This window comes from Nocardioides dokdonensis FR1436 (assembly GCF_001653335.1).
In the GTDB taxonomy this organism is placed as follows: Bacteria; Actinomycetota; Actinomycetes; order Propionibacteriales; family Nocardioidaceae; genus Nocardioides; species Nocardioides dokdonensis.
The window spans coordinates 322,234-338,781 of the sequence record NZ_CP015079.1 but is presented as its reverse complement, the minus strand read 5'-3'; the positions used below and the strand labels follow the sequence as shown (position 1 = coordinate 338,781).

The following is a 16,548-nucleotide window of genomic DNA, read 5'->3' as shown; positions in this document are numbered from 1 at the left end:
CTCAGCGGGCCGCACCCGTGCGCACCCGGCCGAGCAGGATCGTCGCGACCACCGCGACGCCGATGCCGATGACGGGTGGGATGCCGATCTCCATCCTGTCGGAGAGCCAGGCCAGCAGGCTCGCGAGGGCGTAGGCGCCCAGGTTGGGGCCGTGCAGGGCCGGCAGGAGGGTCCCCTCGGGCATCCCTGCGCGCCAGCGCGCGACGTAGTCGCCGATGATGACGCCACCCAGCGGCGGGATGAAGATGCCCAGCAGCACCAGGTAGTCGACCAGGTGGTGGTGCACGCCGGCGAGTGCGAGCGCTGTGCCGATCACGGCGCCTCCGATGATGAACGGCGTCTTGCTGGGCTTCTGGAACAGCTCCGCACCGGCCACGCCGAAGGCGTAGGCGGTGTCCGCGTTGCTCTTCCACAGGTTCCCGAACAGGAGCACCACGCCCCAGCCGACCAGACCGAGCTGGTAGAGCACCAGGACGAAGTCGCCCTCCCCGAACGTGATGGCCCCGATGGCACCGAAGAGGATCATCAGTCCGTTGCCGATCAGGAACCCGATCAGGCAGGCCCAGACGGCCTGGCCGCCGGACCGGCCGAACCTGGTCCAGTTGGGGGCCTGGGTGCCGGCCGAGACGAACGTCCCCACCACGGTCGTGACGGCGACGGCGAGCGTCATCGACCCCGAGGGCTCGATGGCCGCGAGGCCGGACAGGCCGCCGACCTCGTCGAGCGAGCGTGACACGACCCAGACCGCCAGCAGCATGATCAGGGGGGTGGACACGAGCGAGACCCAGTACATGCCCCGGTACCCGTAGCAGGCCGTGACGCACATCAGGACGCTGGTCAGGATCATCACGGCCGCTCGGGCGGCGTACGACTCCCAGTCGAAGGCCTGGGCGGTGAGCTCGCCGATGGTGCCGATGATGACGCCGTACCAGCCGATCTGGGTCCCGCCCAGCAGGATGGAGGCGAGCTTGGCCCCTCGGGTGCCGAGCGAGTAGCGCGCCATCACCACGGTGGTCAGTCCCGTGCGGGCGCCGATCCAGCCGAGCGCCGCGACGTAGCTGCCCAGCACGAGGGAGCCGAGCAGGATGACGAGGAGCAGGTCGCCCAGGTTGAAGGCGGTGCCCAGAGCCGCACCCGCCAACATCGTCGGGGTGAAGATGGTGAAGCCGAGCAGGACCACGGCGAGCGAGAAGAACGACTTCCGGGCATGGGCCGGAACCGGGGTGACCGGGTAGTCGGGGTCGATCACCCGTTCACTGGTGGCCTTCGCCTGGGTCGTCATGCTTCCTCACCGATGTCCTCGGCCCAGAGCTGCGGCCGCTCGCTCATCATGCGCTGCATCAGCGCGTGGCACGCGGCGTCGTCGAGGACGTCGATCGTCACGCCGCGCGAGCGCAGCCAGGACTCGGAGGCCTCGAACGAGCGGTTCTCACCCACCACGATGCGTGGGATGTCGTAGAGGACCGCTGTTCCTGCGCACATGAAGCAGGGCGAGAGAGTCGTGTAGAGCACGCTCTCGCGGTAGACCTTCGCCGGGAGCCGGCCAGCCGTCTCGATGCAGTCGGTCTCCCCGTGGCGGATCGCACTCCCGAGCTGGACGCGACGGTTCCTGCCCACGGCCAGCACCTCGCCGCGGTGCACCAATGCCGCGCCGATCGGCACTCCACCTTCGTCCCACCCCAGCTGTGCCTGTTCGAGCGCAAGTCCCAGGTAGTGGTGGTCGGATCGTTGGTCGCTCATGATGCTCCTCGTGTCAGGCCGTGCATGACGGCCGGTGGTGTGGAACAGGTCACCATGAGGTCCGGGGGTCTGCCAGGGGCATAGTGTCCCTCGGACAGAGATGTCTAGGGGACGAAGTGTCGCGGGGTGAGGAGTCAACATGCTCGTGAAGCTCGAAGAGGTCCTCGGGCTGCCCTCGTTCCGCGCGGCGTCGGCACGGACGCTGACCGGGGACCCGACGCGTGTCATGGTGCGCTGGGTGCACTCGTCGGAGGTCTACGAGATGGGTGCCCTGCTGGCGGGCGGGGAGGTGCTCCTGACCACTGGTCTGGGTCTCCACGGCCGCTCCGCCTCGCAGCTGGCGGACTACGTCGACCAGGTGGCTGACGCCGGGTGCGTGGGAGTGGCGCTCGAGCTCGGGCGTTCCTTCTTCGAGGTGCCGCCGTCGATGCTGGCTGCTGCGCAGCGCCGAGGCCTCGTCTTCATCACCCTCCAGTCCGTGGTCCCGTTCGAGCGCATGGTCGAGGACTTCCACGAGCTGATCCTGCGCAAGAAGCTCGGCTCCGCTCGATCGGGGGAGCCCCTCTGGTGGGACCTGTTGGCGGTCGTGGTCGCTGGGGAAGGACTGCGGGCCCTGCTCGACGCGGTCTCGCGCACCGCAGGGTGCGTGGTCGAGTACCGCAACGTCGACGGGCGGGTCGTGGAGCGGAGCCGGATCAGCTCGATCGAGTCCGCGATCGACCAGGTCGCGGCTGAAGTGCGGGGAGCCGCAGGCCCGTTGGGAATGCTCGTGCTGCGTGGTCGCGGGACCCGGCGGCGAGAAGCCATCATCGCGCGGGCTGCGACCGCCGTGGCACTGGAGCTCGCGCGCCATCCGGGTCTGGGCCAGCGTCCGTCCCTGGCCCAGTCCGTCGTGACCGACCTCGCGGCCGGTGTCCTGGGCTCCCGAGGCGACGTGGAACGCCGGCTGACGGAGGCCGGTTGGCTGTGCAGCGAGGGGGAGCACCTGGTCGTCGCGGCGATCGATGCCGGCGCCGGCCTGCCGGTGCTCGATGTGATCCCGCTCGTGGTCGAGTGCCTCACGCCGGTCATGGGCCCACCGCTGATCGGGGCCGTGGGAGGTGAGGTCGTCGCGGTGGTCCGGGGTGGGAGGCGGGCGCCCCCTCAGGCGGTGCGCGCCTCGATGGAGGGGGCTGCCGGAGAGGTCCGGCGACGCCTGTGCGTCGAGACCCTCCTGACTGCGGTGGCTGCACCCGTCGCAGACCTGGCGGACCTCGCCGGTGCCGTGGCCGAAGCCCGGGAGGTGCTGCGATCTGCTCGCCGGTACGGAGTCCGGTCGGGGGTGGTGATGGCCCGCGACGTCGGCGTCCAGCGCCTGCTCGCGACGTCGACGGACGAGGGGCGGCTGACCGCCTTCGTGCAAGAGCAGATCGGGGCGCTCATCGCGCACGACCGTGAGCACGAGGCGGATCTGGTCCGCACGCTGGACCGCTACCTCGACGCGGGGCTGTCGAAGACGGTGACGGCCCGGGCACTGGGCATCCGACGACAGAGCCTCTACGCGCGCCTGGCACGGATCGAGAAGCTGTTGGGCGTCACTCTCGAGGAGCCTGCGCACCTCATCGGCATGGGGCTGGCGCTCACCGCTTGGCGGATGCGCACCGGCCTGGATCCCCAGGCGGCCTTCGACCGGTCTCCCCGGAGCCGATGAGACGACCGGCCGGACCGGCGGGCGGGCTCAGCGGCTCTTGATGTCCCGCTTCGTCCGGCGCCGCAGCTGGATGATGCGCAGGCTGCCGGCGATGGCGGTGAGCAGGATGCCGGCCGTGGTCGCGATCAGCATCGCCACGGCGACCGGGGTCTCGCCCTGGAAGCTGAGGAACCGCACCGTGGTCTTGTCGGTGTTCTGCGCGATGAAGATGATCAGCAGGACCAGCAGCACCCCCAGGCCGACCACGGCGGCGTACAGGCCGCTGGTGCGGGACCCGCGCAGGGGATCCTCGGCCTTGGCGCCCGCGGGCTTGCCGCTCGGCGCCGGCGGGGTGCCCCGGTCCGGGCGGGGTGCGGTCCCGCTGCTCGGGGGAGTGGTCGGCTCGTCGCCAGGGGTGGGGGTCGAGGTGCTCAAGGGGTTCCTCCCAGGTGGCGGGTGCACGGGCTGCGGCTGTCCGTCCACGGTAGTGCCCTCGACGCCGTGGTCGACCTCACCCCACCGGAACCGCTGACAACCAGACACCGGTGTCGTATAGTGTTCAACAGAACCGCTGGGGACCCGAGACCCCAGCGGTTCTACCTATTTCCGATCCGCGCCCATCGGCGCGAGGACGTCGGCGGCGAAGCGCTCCAGCCCGTCGATCTTGCGGTCCAGGTCCACGTCCAGACCGTGGTAGTAGGCCCACGGCATCGTCATCACGTCCGTCACGCCGCGCTCGTGCGCGTCGGCGAACTGATCGGGCGTGAACGCGTCGGTGAGGGCGGTGAAGAAGCGGAAGTCGGCGTCCTCGCGCCCGGCCTCCTCGCGCAGCTGCGCCAGCCTGCGGGCATGCTCGGCGGCCTCGTCGATCGTGTACAGGTCGCCGATCCAGCCGTCGTGGCGGGCGGCACGACGCATGGCCACCTCCGAGAGGCCGCCGACGTAGATCGGCACCCGTGCCGGGGGCGTGGGATGCATGACCAGGCGGGGAGCGGTGTAGTGCTCGCCGGCGAACTCGCTCCAGCCGGGCTGCCACAGCTCGGCGAGCAGCGCCAGCGCCTCGTCGGTACGCCGCCCCCGGGTGCCGAAGTCCTGGCCGAGGAGCTCGAACTCCTCGCGGCACCAGCCGGTGCCCACCCCGAGGGCCACCCGGCCTCCGGACAGGGCGGCGGCGGTGCCGACCGACTTGGCGACCTGGAACGGGTTGCGCAGGGCCACCACGTAGACCGAGGTGAAGAAGTGCAGCCGGGTGGTCACGGCCGCCAGGGCACCCACCAGCACCCACGGGTCCGGCCAGGGCGCTTCATGCCCCCAGCGGCGGGCGCCGTCACTGGTGTACGGGTACGGCGTGCTCAGGGTCTCCAGGTCCACGACGTGGTCGGGGATGGCCAGCGCGTGGTAGCCCAGCCGGTCCGCCGCGCGGGCGAGTGCGTCGAGCTCGTGGACCGGCAGGTAGGCCGTGCTGATCGAGAAGCGCATCCGTCGAGGATAGAACGCGTTCTAGGTCTGGGGAGAGGATCGGTTCAGTCGCCCAGCACGACCTCGACCTCGAAGCCCTCGGAGCTCTCCAGGTAGAGCGCCACGTGCGCGTCGCCGCCCGCGTGCGGGTAGCGGTCGGCATACATCTCGTGCCAGCCGTGGGCGGTCGACTCCGCACGGATCCGGTCCAGCCGGACCCGCGACTCGATGCTCAGGGCGAGGTGGTTGATCCCCGGACGCATCCGGTCGTAGACGGCGTCGGCCTGGTCGGGGGAGTGCTCGATGAAGAGGTACGTGCCGTCGGGATGTGTCCACGACGAGCGTGCCGGGTCGACCTCCCAGCCGACCTCCCCGAGCAGCCACCCCCACTCGTCGATGGCTCGGTCGAGATCGCCGACCCACAGGTCGAGGTGGTGCAGGGCCCGGGCTCGCTGCTCGCTCATGCCCGGACCCTATCGGTGCCTCAGGCCTCGGTGGTGTCGTCCGGGATGACGTGCACCGCGGCCTCCTCGGCCGACGCGGCTGCCCCGTCGATGCCGACGTCGTCGCCGACCAGCTCGGACTCCATGTCCTCGCCCAGCCCCTCGTCGGGGTCGACCAGGCGGCCGGCGCGCTCGTCACCGACCTCGCCGCCGACGTGCTCCCGGGCTGCCTCGGCCTCGGCCTCGACGTACGGGTCGGGCTCGGGGACCTCCTGGGCGACCCGCTGGTCCAGCGATTCCCCGGTGGCCTCCTCGTAGGGCGTGTTGCCGAAGCCCTGTCCCGGCGAGTAGCTCTCCGGCGGGGAGTAGCCGCGGTCGAGCTGGTCCTCCACGTCACCGTCGGCCAGGGTGTCCTCGCCGGTCAGCTGGTCGCTCTCGTCGACGGAGTAGTCGCCGTAGGTGTCGTCCTGGTCGTTCGGTCCGGTGCTCATGCGTCCACCGTATCCACGCACGGATGCCGACCAGCCCACCCGTTCGGGCCGACGGCCGCTCGGCCCTCAGCGGCGGGCGTAGAGGGTGGTGCGCTCGTGGACGGGGCGGCCGATGCCGGCGGCCATGTCGCGCAGCTCCTCGACGGTCTTGGCCGAGCCGTGCTCGGAGCCGGCCATCCGCGAGATGGTCTCCTCCATCAGCGTGCCGCCGACGTCGTTGACGCCGGCGCGCAGCATCGCCCGGGTGCCCTCGACACCGAGCTTGACCCAGGACGTCTGGATGTTGTCGATCCGGCCGTGCAGGAGGATCCGCGCCATCGCGTGCACCGCGAGGTTGTCGCGCATGCTCGGTCCGGGCCGGGCGACGCCGGCCAGGTAGATCGGGGAGGAGGTGTGCACGAACGGCAGCGGCACGAACTCGGTGAAGCCCGTGCTGCCGGCGGCCAGGGACTCGTCCTGGATGCGGGAGAGCACCCGCAGGTGGCCCACCCAGTGCCGCGGGTTGTCGACGTGGCCGTACATCATCGTGCTGGTCGTCGGGATGCCCACGCGGTGCGCGGTCGAGACGATCTCGACCCAGGTGCGCGCGGGCAGCTTGCCCTTGGTCAGCACCCAGCGCACCTCGTCGTCGAGGATCTCCGCCGCAGTGCCCGGCAGCGAGCCGAGCCCGGCCTCGCGCGCCTTGATGAGGAAGTCCTCGATCGACAGCCCGGTGCGGGCGGTGCCGTTGACGATCTCCATCGGGCTGAACGCGTGCACGTGCATCTCCGGCACCCGCTGCTTCACCGCGGTGACCAGGTCGAAGTACGCCGTCGCCGGCAGCTCGGGGTCGATGCCGCCCTGCATGCAGACCTCGGTGGCGCCGAGGTCCCAGGCCTCCGCGGCCCGGTCGGCCACCTCGTCGAGGGACAGCGTGTAGGCGTCGGCGTCGGTCTTGCGCTGCGCGAAGGCGCAGAAGCGGCAGCCGACGTAGCAGACGTTGGTGAAGTTGATGTTGCGGTTGACGATGTAGGTGACGTCGTCGCCCACGGCCTCGTGGCGCAGGTGGTCGGCCAGGCGGCAGACCTCGTCGAGCAGCGCGCCCTCGGCGGTCATCAGCGTGTAGGCGTGCTCGTCGGAGAGCCCGCCCGGGTCGGCCTCCGCGGCGGCCATCGCGGCGCGTCCCTCGGCGTGCAGCACGGCCGGGGCCCCGTCGACGGAGGTGCTCTCGGCGGCCGTCTTGACGGACTCCCAGTCGCCGTAGACCTCGCTGAAGTCCGAGCGCCGGTCGTCGGTGCGGCCCCCACCGGGGCCGTCGTCGTCCACCGCGGTGTGCAGGTCGGTGCGACCGGTCGACTCGAAGCCGCCCTCGGGCTCCTGCCACGGCCGACCCACCGGGCGTACGCCGTCGCGGGCCAGGCCGTCGGGCCGGGCCAGGGCCGCCACGTGACCCACCACGCGCGGGTCCAGCCACGGGGCGCCGTCCTGGAGCGCCGCGCGGACGTACTCGGGGTGCACGGTCAGCCGCGCGGCCAGCTCGAGCCCGCAGGCGGCGGTGATCTCGCGCAGCCGCTCCAGCGAGGGCCAGGGGCGCTCGGGGTTGACGTGGTCGGGGGTCAGCGGCGAGACGCCGCCCCAGTCGTCGACGCCGGCGCCGAGCAGCGCCTGGCACTCCGCGAGGTCCACGAGGTTCGGCGGCGCCTGCACCCGGGCCTTGGGGCCGAGCACCAACCGGGTCACCGCGATCGCGGCGCGGTACTCGTCGAGGTCGAGGTCGTCGGTGTGGCGCATCGCGGTGTCGGGCTTGGCCCGGAAGTTCTGGACGATGACCTCCTGCACCGAGCCGAAGGCCTTGGCGACCTTGCGCAGCGCGAAGATCGTCTCGGCGCGCTCGGTGAGGTCCTCGCCGATCCCCACCAGCAGCCCGGTCGTGAACGGGATCGAGAGCCGCCCGGCGTCCTCGAGCACGCGCAGGCGCACGTCGGGGTCCTTGTCGGGGGAGCCGTGGTGCGCCTCGCCCTTGGTCTCGAAGAGCCGCCGGCTGGTGGTCTCGAGCATCATCCCCATCGACGGCGACACCGGCTTGAGACGGTTCATCTCCTCCCAGGTCATCACGCCCGGGTTGAGGTGCGGCAGCAGCCCGGTCTCCTCGAGCACCCGCACCGCCATCGCGCGGAGGTAGGACAGCGTCGAGTCGTAGCCCTGCTCGTCGAGCCACGCCTGGGCCTCGGGCCAGCGGTCCTCGGGTCGGTCACCGAGGGTGAACAGCGCCTCCAGGCAGCCGAGCTCGGCGCCCTGGCGGGCGATGTCGAGGATCTCGTCGGGGGACAGGTACGGCGCCCGCCCCCCGCGCGCCGCCTGGGCGGGCGTCTCGACGAAGGTGCAGTAGTGGCAGCGGTCGCGGCACAGCCGGGTGATCGGGATGAACACCTTGGGGGAGTAGGTCACCACGCCCGGTCGGCCCGCCGCGAGCAGACCGGCGTCGCGGACCTGGGCGGCGGCCGCACAGAGCCGGTCCAGGTCGGCGCCGGTGGCGGCCAGGAGCACCTCGGCCTCGGCCGGGTCCAGCGCCGCTCCTCGCTCCGCTCTCGCCAGGGCGCGGCGTACCTGCTGGGGCGTCGGCTGCTGGCTCATCACCGCACATTATCCGCGACGACCACGGTCCTCGTGGCCGGGCCCACCGGCCGGGACAGCTCGGTCCGCGGGCTGCTCGGCGGCGGCCAGCGCGGAGGGCCACCAGGTGCGCGGGCCGGCGAGGTAGCAGACCGCCGGGACCAGCAGCGAGCGCACGACGAGGGTGTCCAGGAGGACGCCGAAGGAGACGATGAAGGCGATCTGCGCCAGGAAGATGATCGGCACGACGCCCAGGGCGGCGAAGGTCGCGGCCAGCACGACGCCGGCCGAGGTGATCACCCCGCCGGTCACCGAGAGCCCCTTGAGGATGCCCGGTCGGGTGCCCAGCCGCAGCGCCTCCTCACGCACCCGGGTCATCAGGAAGATCGAGTAGTCGATGCCCAGCGCGACCAGGAAGACGAAGCCGATCAACAGCGTCGAGGGATCGCTGGCCGGGAAGTCGAAGACGTGCTCGAAGACCAGGGCGCTGACGCCGATGGTGGCACCGAAGGACAGCACGTTGGCGAGGATCAGCAGCCCGGCGGCCGCCAGCGAGCGCAGCAGCAGGGCCAGGACCAGGAAGATGACCACGAGGATGGTCGGGATCACCACGGCGCGGTCGCGGTTGGTGGTCTCGCGGGTGTCGAGCAGGGTCGCGGTGGAGCCGCCGACGAGGATGTCGGGGTCCACCTCGGCGAGGTCGGCGCGCAGCCGCTCCACGGTGGCGGTCGCGGCCGCGGTCTCGCTGCCGTCGGCGAGGTTGGCGATCACGATGCTCCTGCCGTCCACGCTGCGCGGCTGCTGCGGGTCGTCCGCCTCGGGGATCGGGACCACCGGCGGCTGCCGGCCCTCGCTCTCCTGCGAGACGCCCTCGTCGGCGCTGACGAGCTCGAGGACCGGGCCTAGCTGGTCGGTGGGCACCACGATCTGCAGCGGGCTGGCGGTGTCGGCGTCGAAGTGCGCGTCGAGCACGTCCTGGGCGGCCACCGACTCCTCGGCGGTGAGGAACAGGTCCGTCTGGGGGACCGGGTCCTCGTCGAGGGTGAAGGCGAAGCCGGCGAAGACCGCCAGCACCAGCGTGGTCACGCTGGCCACGGCCACGGCCTTGTCGCGCACCAGGTCGGAGACACGGCCCCACAGACCCTCGGTGACCTTGTGGTCCGATCCGTAGGCCGGGACCAGCGGCCAGAAGGCCTTGCGGCCCAGCAGCACCAGCGCCGCCGGCAGGAAGGTGAGCGAGACCAGCATGGCTGCGGCGATGCCGATGGCGCCCACCGGACCGAGGCCCTTGAGGCTGGCGAGGTCCGAGAGGAGCAGGCACAGCAGGCCCAGGATCACCGTCGCGCCCGAGGCGCTGATGGGCTCGAGCACGGCACGCAGCGAGGCGCGCATGGCGTCGTACTTCGACTCCCGGTCGCGCAGCTCCTCGCGGAAGCGGGCCACCAGCAGCAGCGAGTAGTCGGTCGCGGCACCGATGGCGAGGATGAAGAGGATGCCCTGGCTCTGACCGCTGAGCGCGATCACGCCGGCCGAGGCCAGCGCGTAGATGGAGGCGGAGGCGAGCCCGAGGCCCAGGACGGAGGAGAAGAGGACCACGAAGGGCAGCACCGGCGTGCGGTAGACGATCACGAGGATCACCAGCACGACGCCCAGGGCGACGAGCAGGAGCAGGCCGTCGATCGCGCCGAAGGCGTTGACCAGGTCGGCGGTGATGCCGCCCGGCCCGCCGACGTAGGCCTCGAGGCCCTCGGGGGCGTCGTCGAGCACGGCTCGCACCTCGTCGACGCTCTCGATGATCGCCTCGCCGTCGGTGACGCCGAGCTGGAGGACCAGCTGGGCGGCCTCGGAGTCCTCGGAGGGCACCGGGCCCTGGACGCGGACCACGTCAGCGAGCTGGCCCAGCTCCTCGGCGTACGCCGCGATGGCCTCGTTGTCGGCTCCCGCGAGGCCGCCGTTGCGCTGGAAGACGACCGTGGTGGGCACGGTCTGCTCCTCCTGGAAGCCGGTGAGGGTCTCCAGCACCTGGGTCGACTCGGAGCTCTCGGGCAGGAAGGCGGCGTTGTCGTTCTCCTGGACGCTGCCCAGCTGGCCGGCGAAGGAGCCGAGGGGGCCACCCACGAACACCCAGACGAGCACGATCAGCAGCGGCCAGACCCAACGTCGCTTCATGGGGAGCAGTGTGCCGGACGCGCGAGGAGCCCGCGGGGGTGAGACCCCTCCTCAGACGCCGAGGCCGCGGCCGATGATCTCCTTCTGGATCTCGGTGGTTCCGCCGTAGATGGTCTGGATCCGGCTGTCGACGTAGGCCTTGGCGATGGGGTACTCGTTCATGTAGCCGTAGCCGCCGTGCAGCTGCACGCCCTGGTCGACGAGCTTCTTCTGCAGCTCGGTGGTCCACCACTTGGCCATCGAGGCCAGGGAGGTGTCGACCTCGCCGGCGTTGAGCTTGGTGATGCAGTCGTTGACGAAGGTGCGCGCGATGTAGACCTCGGTGGCCATCTCGGCGAGGAGGAACCGGTTGTGCTGGAACTTCCCGATCGGCTTGCCGAAGGCCTGGCGCTCCTTGGCGTAGGACAGGGACAGGTCCATCACGTGCTCGCAGGCGGCGACGGCGATGCAGGCGATCGACACCCGCTCCTGGGGAAGGTTCTCCATCAGGTGGATGAACCCGTGGCCCTCGGTGCCGAGGAGGTTCTGCTTGGGCACCGCGACGTTGTCGAAGAACAGCTCGGCGGTGTCCTGGGCCTTCAGACCCATCTTGTCGAGGTTGCGACCGCGCTCGAAGCCCTCCATGCCGCGCTCGACCACGAGCAGCGAGAAGCCCATGTGACCGGCCTCGGGGTCGGTGCGGGCGACGACGATGACGACGTCGCTCATGATCCCGTTGCTGATGAAGGTCTTGGAGCCGTTGAGGACCCAGTGGTCGCCCTTGTCGACGGCGCTGGTGCGCAGGCCCTGGAGGTCGGAGCCGGCACCGGGCTCGGTCATCGCGATGGCCGAGATCAGCTCGCCGGAGACCAGTCCGGGCAGCCAGCGCTGCTTCTGCTCCTCGGTGCCGAGGGAGGAGATGTAGGGGACGATGATGTCGGTGTGCACGGGGAAGCCCAGCCCGCTGGCGCCGACCTTGGAGATCTCCTCCACGACGACGGCGTTGTAGCGGAAGTCCTTGACCCCCATGCCGCCGTACTGCTCGTCGACGTCGAAGCAGAGCAGTCCCGCCTCGCCCGCCTTGCGCCACACCTCGCGGCTGACCTGGCCGTCCCTCTCCCACTGCTCGTGGTGCGGGACGACCTCCTTCTCCATGAAGGCGCGCGCCATGGCGCGGAAGTCCTCGTGCTCCTCGGTGTAGATGGACGTGGGCTGGGCCATGAGTGCCTCCGTGGTGGTGCGGAACCGTACGAGCAGAACTGTGACAGCAGAACTGTCACACTACAAGCGTTATGGTCAGGCCCATGACGGCGCACACCGAGGTCGAGGGCGCGGACGCGCTGCTGACGGTCGACGAGCTGGCCGCTGCGGTCGGCCTGACCGTGCGCACCACGCGCTACTACGCGAGCCTCGGCCTGCTGCCGCCGCCACTGCGGCGCGGGCGGGTGGCCTACTACGACGCGGTGCACCGCGCGCGCCTCGAGCTGGTCCGGGCGCTGCAGGAGCACGGCTTCACCCTCCAGGCCATCGAGCGGTACGTCGCGTCGGTCCCCGCGGGCGCAGGCGTCGAGGAGCTGGCGCTCCAGCGGGCGATGCTCACGTCGTGGACCTCCCAACCTCCGGAGGAGCTGGACCGCGGCGAGCTCGACGTCCGCGCCGGTCGGGCGCTGAGCGAGGTGGACCTCGAGATGCTCGAGCGGCTCACCCTGGTCGACCCCGTGGGGGAGGGGCGCTACCGCGTGATGCCGAACCTGCAGATCGGGCTCGACCTGCTCGGCCTCGACGTCCCGCCCGAGAGCGTCGGCGCCGCGGGCGACGCCATCACGCGGCACATGACGGCGCTGGCCGAGGAGCTCACCGACATCCTGCGGACCGGGGTGCTCGCGCCCTACCGGCGCGGCGAGCACTCCCCGGCCGAGGCCGAGCGCATCGAGCGGACCCTGCCCCAGTTGCGCCGCCTGACCCTGGAGTCCGTCGTCGCCGGCTTCCAGCGCGCGGCGAACGCCGTGATCACGCGGTCGCTGGCCCGCGACTGAGGTCACGCGGCCGCAGCGATCGCCTCCGCGAGCCGCTGCGGCATGGACAGCATGGGCGAGTGGGACGACGGCAGCCGGTGCACGTGATCGGCTGCGCCGGCCATGGCCTCCTGCGCCTCCGGCGGCACCGCGTGGTCCTGCTCGCAGATGACGTAGCTCGACGGGTGCGACGGGCTCGGGGCCGTGCTGGGGGCGCCGATGCTGGAGAGCGACGTGAGGACGTAGCGCGGATACAGGTCGGTCAGGAACCGGTCCTGGTCGACGTCCAGGCACAACGCGTCCCGGACGACGTCGGGGTCGCCCGCGACCTGGACGGCGCCGTCCTCACGCATCGCGATCCAGCCGGGGAGCTCGCCGCCGAGCAGGTCGCCGACGGACTGGCCCTTCTGGGGCCAGAGGGCAGCGACGTACACGCTGCGGCTGACCCGGGGGTGGTCGGCCAGCTCCGTCAGCACCATCCCGCCACCGGAGTGGGCGACCAGCACGACGTCGTCGTCGATGCCGGCCAGGGCCTGCCTGACCGCATCGGCGTCGGCCTGCAGGTCACCCAGGCCCTCCGCCGCCGCGCCCGAGCTGGGCAGGTCGAGCGTGTGCGCTCGATGGCCGGCCTTCCGCAGGGCTGTGACGGTGTCCTCCCAGACCCATCCGCGGCAGAACGCTCCATGGACAAGCAGCACGGTGCTCATCCATCGAGTCTGCGCCCGTAGCGCGTGCTGCGCCAGGGTCGCTCGATCAGCCGGCGGCCTGGAGGGCCTTGACCTCCCCGCGTGCGGCGACCACGGCGGCGTGCTGGCGGCTCACGACCTCGTGGAAGCCGGCGCTGAGGTCCGCCTCGAGCGCCTTCTCGTACTCCGACACCGCGTGGTCCTCACCGGTGAGGGCGGCCTCGAGGACCTTGTCGGCGTCGTCACCGGTCAGGGCGTCCTTGAGCGACATCCACCCGCGGTGCAGGGATGCGGCGACGGAGCCGCTCTCGTCGACGTCGTCGCCGTACTCGTGACCGAGGTCGATGATCTCGCGGCTGAAGTCCTTGCGCTGCTGCGCCAGGCGCTGCAGCAGCGTCGCCCACTCGGGGTGGTCGCTGTCGCGCAGCTTCTCGGCGGCACTGGTGAAGCCTCGCTCGCCGTCCCTCAGCGTCTCGACCAGCTCCTTGGCGACCTTCTCGTCCTGCGACATGTCCGCTCCTTCGGTGAGAGTGCGTGGCAGCGCCTCCTACCCAGCGCCGCGGCCGCCCAACCATCGCGCGGGTGCCTAGCGGCGCATCACAGAGCGGGCCAGCCGGTTGCCGGCGAACTGGACCATCTGGACGAACGCGATGATCACCAGCACCGCGGCCCAGGTCACGACGGGGTCGAACTGCCGGTAGCCGTAGGTCAGGGCGAAGGCGCCGAGCCCTCCGCCGCCGACCACACCGGCGACGGCGGACATGTCGACGATCGCCACGAGCGCGAAGGTGTAGCCGAGGATGAGCGGCCCGAGGGCCTCGGGGAGCAGCACGGTCAGGATGGTGCGCAACCGGCCGGCCCCCATGGCGCGCGAGGCCTCGATGACGCCGGGGTCGACCGAGACCAGGTTCTGCTCGACGATGCGGCTGATGCCGAAGGTCGCGGCGAGCGACAGCGCGAAGATGATGGCCCGGTTGCCGATCCCGACGCCGACGACCATCCGCGCGAGGGGCTGCGCCGCGGCGATGAAGATGATGAAGGGGATCGGGCGGAAGAAGTTCACGACCAGGTTGAGACCGACGTGGACGAGGCGGTTCGCGGCGATGCCGCCGCCGCGGGTCGTGTAGAGCAGGACCCCGAGGAGGAGGCCGCCGAGCCCGCCGATGCCCAGGGTGAGGGCGACGATGTACAGGGTCTCGAGGGCCGCCTCGGCGAAGAGGGAGTCGAGCTCGACCAGGCGATCCATCAGCTCGCCTCCTGTCCGGTGACCTCGACCAGGGTGGCGACGTGCGCGAGAGCACCGCTCACGGCCTGCTCGTCGCCGCGCAGGGTGAAGGTGAGGTGGCCGAAGGTCCGGCCGCGGACGTCCTCGACACCGCCGTGGACCAGCTCGAACTCGACGCCGCGCTCGATGAACGCCGCGAACACATCGGCCGGTGAGGCCTGCTCGTCGCGGAAGGACAGCGTCACCATCCGGCCGGGGTGGCGCTCCCGCAGTCGCTCGAGCGCCCGCGGCGGCGGCCCCTTCTCGACGAGGGTGCTGACGAACTGCTGCGTCGCGGGGTGCTGCGGGTCGGCGAAGACGTCGTAGGTGTCCCCGGTCTCGACCACGCGTCCGGCCTCCATGACGGCGACCCGGTGGGCCAGCGAGCGGACGACCTCCATCTCGTGGGTGATCAGCACGATCGTCACCCCGAGCTCCTCGTTGACGCGGCGCAGCAGCGCCAGCACCTCGGAGGTGGTCTGCGGGTCGAGGGCGCTGGTCGGCTCGTCGGCCAGCAGGATGCGCGGGCTGGTCGCGAGCGCGCGGGCGATCCCGACGCGCTGCTTCTGCCCGCCCGAGAGCTGCTCGATGTGCGCGTGCGCCTTGTCGGCGAGCCCGACGAAGTGCAGCAGCTCGGAGATCCGGGCCCGGTGCTGCTGCTTCGGCACGCCGGCGACCTGGAGCGGGTAGGCGATGTTGCCCCACACGGTGCGGGAGCCGAACAGGTTGAACTGCTGGAAGATCATCCCGATGTCGCGGCGTACCTCGCGCAGGTCACGCTCGGACAGGCTGCTCACCTCGCGCCCGGCCACCGTCACCGTGCCGCTCGTGGGGCGGTCGAGTGCGTTGACCAGCCGCAGCAGGGTCGACTTGCCGGCGCCCGAGTAGCCGACCACCCCGAGCACCTCGCCCGCGGCGACGTCGAGGTCGACCCGGTCGAGGGCGTGCACCTGTGCTCCCTGCCGCGAGCGGGCCGGGAAGGTGCGGCTCACGTCCGCGAGCCGGATGAGGGGGGAGTCGGACACGGCGTCTCGTCAGTCCTGCTGCGCGCGGGTGTCGGACTCGACCTTCGCCAGCGAGTCCTGCAGGTCCTCGACGGGGGTGTCGAGCATAACGGCGGTGCCGCCGGAGACCTCCACGACGCCGTCCTGCACGGCCTGGGTCTCCTGGTAGATCTCGACCAGCTGCAGGTACGTCGCGTCGTCGAGGTCGCCCGCGCGGGCGGCGAAGACGTTGGCGTAGGGCAGCGCGTTGGCGTCGTTCGGGTCGTCCTGGGCCAGGGCGTCGTCGAAGTCCAGACCGGCCCGCTCGACGAAGTCGTTGTTGACGACGGCGCCGGCGAGGTCGTCGAGCGAGGTCGCGGTCAGCGCGGCGTCGAGCGCCTCGACCTGCACGCGCGAGGCGTCGGTGTCGACGTCGGCGAGGTCGGAGAAGATCGTGCCGCCGCTCTCCAGCTCGATGAGCCCGGCCGACTGGAGCAGCACGAGCGCCCGCGCCTGGTTGCTGGCGTCGTTCGGGACCGCCACGGTGGCGCCGTCGGGGATCTCCTCGACCGCGTCGTACTGCTTCGAGTGCAGGCCGAGGGGGTAGATCGCGGTCGCGCCGATCGGCTGCAGGTCGTCACCGCTGGCGACGTTGTAGTCGGCGAGGAAGACGATGTGCTGGAACTGGTTGAGGTCCAGCTCGCCCTCGGAGACGGCGGGGTTGGGCTGGTTGTAGTCGGAGAAGTCGATGATCTCGACGTCGATGCCCGCGTCCGCGGCGGCCTCCTCGTAGGTGGCCCAGTACGGGTCGCTGGCTCCGACCACACCGATGCGGACGGTCTCCCCGGCCGCGGCGGAGTCGTCGTCACCGGTGGTGGCCACCACGACGCCGGCGACGACGGCGAGCGCGACCAGGGCGCCCAGCACGAGCGGCCAGCGGCGGCGCCGGGGCGCCTCGACGAGGTCGGGGCCGGTGGAGGAGGAACCGGTGGGGGAGGTGTCGGGCACGGGGGTGACCTTTCGCAGCGAGGGGAGAACCGCAGGTAGAACCGGCCATCG

At 71.4% G+C, this 16,548-nt stretch carries 16 protein-coding genes; 2 read left to right on the top strand and 14 right to left on the bottom strand.

Going from position 1 to position 16,548, the window contains the following annotated elements; translation table 11 throughout:
• Position 1 precedes the first annotated feature (1 nt).
• Together codB and I601_RS01565 are read right to left on the bottom strand one after the other, a co-directional pair.
• On the bottom strand, positions 2-1,282 hold the full coding sequence (gene codB, locus I601_RS01570) for a cytosine permease (RefSeq protein ID WP_068105557.1): 1,281 nt from the start codon (positions 1,280-1,282) through the stop codon (positions 2-4).
• Positions 1,279-1,740 carry a nucleoside deaminase gene (locus I601_RS01565; RefSeq protein WP_068105555.1) on the bottom strand — a complete coding sequence of 154 codons (462 nt, stop codon included), beginning with the start codon at positions 1,738-1,740 and terminating at the stop codon, positions 1,279-1,281. Before I601_RS01565 ends, codB begins: the two co-directional genes overlap by 4 nt.
• A gap of 139 nt (positions 1,741-1,879) precedes the next feature.
• Between I601_RS01565 and I601_RS01560 the strand changes: the two genes are divergently transcribed.
• Entirely contained in the window at positions 1,880-3,430 is a 1,551-nt protein-coding gene (locus I601_RS01560) for a PucR family transcriptional regulator (protein WP_068105553.1), read from the top strand.
• A 27-nt stretch (positions 3,431-3,457) separates the two neighbouring features.
• Here I601_RS01560 and I601_RS01555 read toward each other — a convergent pair whose 3' ends face one another.
• The 7 genes from I601_RS01555 to I601_RS01525 all read right to left on the bottom strand — a co-directional run bounded on the left by I601_RS01555 (position 3,458) and on the right by I601_RS01525 (position 11,762).
• Complete coding sequence (locus I601_RS01555; protein WP_068105551.1) at positions 3,458-3,844, bottom strand: LapA family protein; 387 nt, start codon at positions 3,842-3,844, stop codon at positions 3,458-3,460.
• A gap of 165 nt (positions 3,845-4,009) precedes the next feature.
• The gene (locus tag I601_RS01550) at positions 4,010-4,888 is read right to left on the bottom strand and encodes a TIGR03619 family F420-dependent LLM class oxidoreductase (RefSeq protein ID WP_068105548.1); all 879 of its coding nucleotides are present in this window, start codon (positions 4,886-4,888) and stop codon (positions 4,010-4,012) included.
• 44 nt (positions 4,889-4,932) lie between these two features.
• Positions 4,933-5,331: a VOC family protein gene (locus tag I601_RS01545; RefSeq protein WP_068105546.1), complete on the bottom strand. Its 399-nt coding sequence runs from the start codon at positions 5,329-5,331 to the stop codon at positions 4,933-4,935.
• Between the two features lie 20 nt (positions 5,332-5,351).
• Positions 5,352-5,801: a DUF5709 domain-containing protein gene (locus I601_RS01540; RefSeq protein ID WP_068105544.1), complete on the bottom strand. Its 450-nt coding sequence runs from the start codon at positions 5,799-5,801 to the stop codon at positions 5,352-5,354.
• 66 nt (positions 5,802-5,867) lie between these two features.
• The gene (locus tag I601_RS01535) at positions 5,868-8,414 is read right to left on the bottom strand and encodes a bifunctional FO biosynthesis protein CofGH (protein WP_068105542.1); all 2,547 of its coding nucleotides are present in this window, start codon (positions 8,412-8,414) and stop codon (positions 5,868-5,870) included.
• 9 nt (positions 8,415-8,423) lie between these two features.
• Entirely contained in the window at positions 8,424-10,562 is a 2,139-nt protein-coding gene (locus I601_RS01530) for an MMPL family transporter (protein WP_068105538.1), read from the bottom strand.
• A 51-nt stretch (positions 10,563-10,613) separates the two neighbouring features.
• Positions 10,614-11,762 (bottom strand): acyl-CoA dehydrogenase family protein, encoded by a 1,149-nt coding sequence (locus I601_RS01525; RefSeq protein ID WP_068105534.1) that lies wholly within the window; start codon positions 11,760-11,762, stop codon positions 10,614-10,616.
• 83 nt (positions 11,763-11,845) lie between these two features.
• Between I601_RS01525 and I601_RS01520 the strand changes: the two genes are divergently transcribed.
• A complete protein-coding gene (locus I601_RS01520) occupies positions 11,846-12,577 on the top strand; it encodes a MerR family transcriptional regulator (RefSeq protein ID WP_237089522.1) in 732 nt (243 codons plus the stop codon).
• Positions 12,578-12,579: 2 nt separating this feature from the next.
• Here I601_RS01520 and I601_RS01515 read toward each other — a convergent pair whose 3' ends face one another.
• From I601_RS01515 to I601_RS01495, 5 genes are all read right to left on the bottom strand, one after another.
• Entirely contained in the window at positions 12,580-13,263 is a 684-nt protein-coding gene (locus I601_RS01515; protein ID WP_068105528.1) for an alpha/beta fold hydrolase, read from the bottom strand.
• Positions 13,264-13,309: 46 nt separating this feature from the next.
• Entirely contained in the window at positions 13,310-13,753 is a 444-nt protein-coding gene (locus tag I601_RS01510) for a ferritin-like domain-containing protein (protein WP_068105525.1), read from the bottom strand.
• Positions 13,754-13,828: 75 nt separating this feature from the next.
• Positions 13,829-14,488: a methionine ABC transporter permease gene (locus I601_RS01505; RefSeq protein ID WP_068105522.1), complete on the bottom strand. Its 660-nt coding sequence runs from the start codon at positions 14,486-14,488 to the stop codon at positions 13,829-13,831.
• Positions 14,488-15,531 carry a methionine ABC transporter ATP-binding protein gene (locus tag I601_RS01500; RefSeq protein WP_068105520.1) on the bottom strand — a complete coding sequence of 348 codons (1,044 nt, stop codon included), beginning with the start codon at positions 15,529-15,531 and terminating at the stop codon, positions 14,488-14,490. Before I601_RS01500 ends, I601_RS01505 begins: the two co-directional genes overlap by 1 nt.
• A 9-nt stretch (positions 15,532-15,540) precedes the next feature.
• Positions 15,541-16,497, bottom strand: coding sequence for a MetQ/NlpA family ABC transporter substrate-binding protein (locus I601_RS01495; protein ID WP_084527010.1), 957 nt, complete (start codon positions 16,495-16,497; stop codon positions 15,541-15,543).
• Positions 16,498-16,548: the final 51 nt, after the last annotated feature.

Bases quoted from the DNA above. Each gene is read 5' to 3' on its own strand.
- codB (WP_068105557.1), bottom strand. From the start codon at position 1,282: ATGACGACCCAGGCGAAGGCCACCAGTGAACGGGTGATCGACCCCGAC.
- I601_RS01565 (WP_068105555.1), bottom strand. From the start codon at position 1,740: ATGAGCGACCAACGATCCGACCACCACTACCTGGGACTTGCGCTCGAA.
- I601_RS01560 (WP_068105553.1), top strand. From the start codon at position 1,880: ATGCTCGTGAAGCTCGAAGAGGTCCTCGGGCTGCCCTCGTTCCGCGCG.
- I601_RS01550 (WP_068105548.1), bottom strand. From the start codon at position 4,888: ATGCGCTTCTCGATCAGCACGGCCTACCTGCCGGTCCACGAGCTCGAC.
- I601_RS01545 (WP_068105546.1), bottom strand. From the start codon at position 5,331: ATGAGCGAGCAGCGAGCCCGGGCCCTGCACCACCTCGACCTGTGGGTC.
- I601_RS01540 (WP_068105544.1), bottom strand. From the start codon at position 5,801: ATGAGCACCGGACCGAACGACCAGGACGACACCTACGGCGACTACTCC.
- I601_RS01535 (WP_068105542.1), bottom strand. From the start codon at position 8,414: ATGAGCCAGCAGCCGACGCCCCAGCAGGTACGCCGCGCCCTGGCGAGA.
- I601_RS01530 (WP_068105538.1), bottom strand. From the start codon at position 10,562: ATGAAGCGACGTTGGGTCTGGCCGCTGCTGATCGTGCTCGTCTGGGTG.
- I601_RS01525 (WP_068105534.1), bottom strand. From the start codon at position 11,762: ATGGCCCAGCCCACGTCCATCTACACCGAGGAGCACGAGGACTTCCGC.
- I601_RS01520 (WP_237089522.1), top strand. From the start codon at position 11,846: ATGACGGCGCACACCGAGGTCGAGGGCGCGGACGCGCTGCTGACGGTC.
- I601_RS01515 (WP_068105528.1), bottom strand. From the start codon at position 13,263: ATGAGCACCGTGCTGCTTGTCCATGGAGCGTTCTGCCGCGGATGGGTC.
- I601_RS01510 (WP_068105525.1), bottom strand. From the start codon at position 13,753: ATGTCGCAGGACGAGAAGGTCGCCAAGGAGCTGGTCGAGACGCTGAGG.
- I601_RS01505 (WP_068105522.1), bottom strand. From the start codon at position 14,488: ATGGATCGCCTGGTCGAGCTCGACTCCCTCTTCGCCGAGGCGGCCCTC.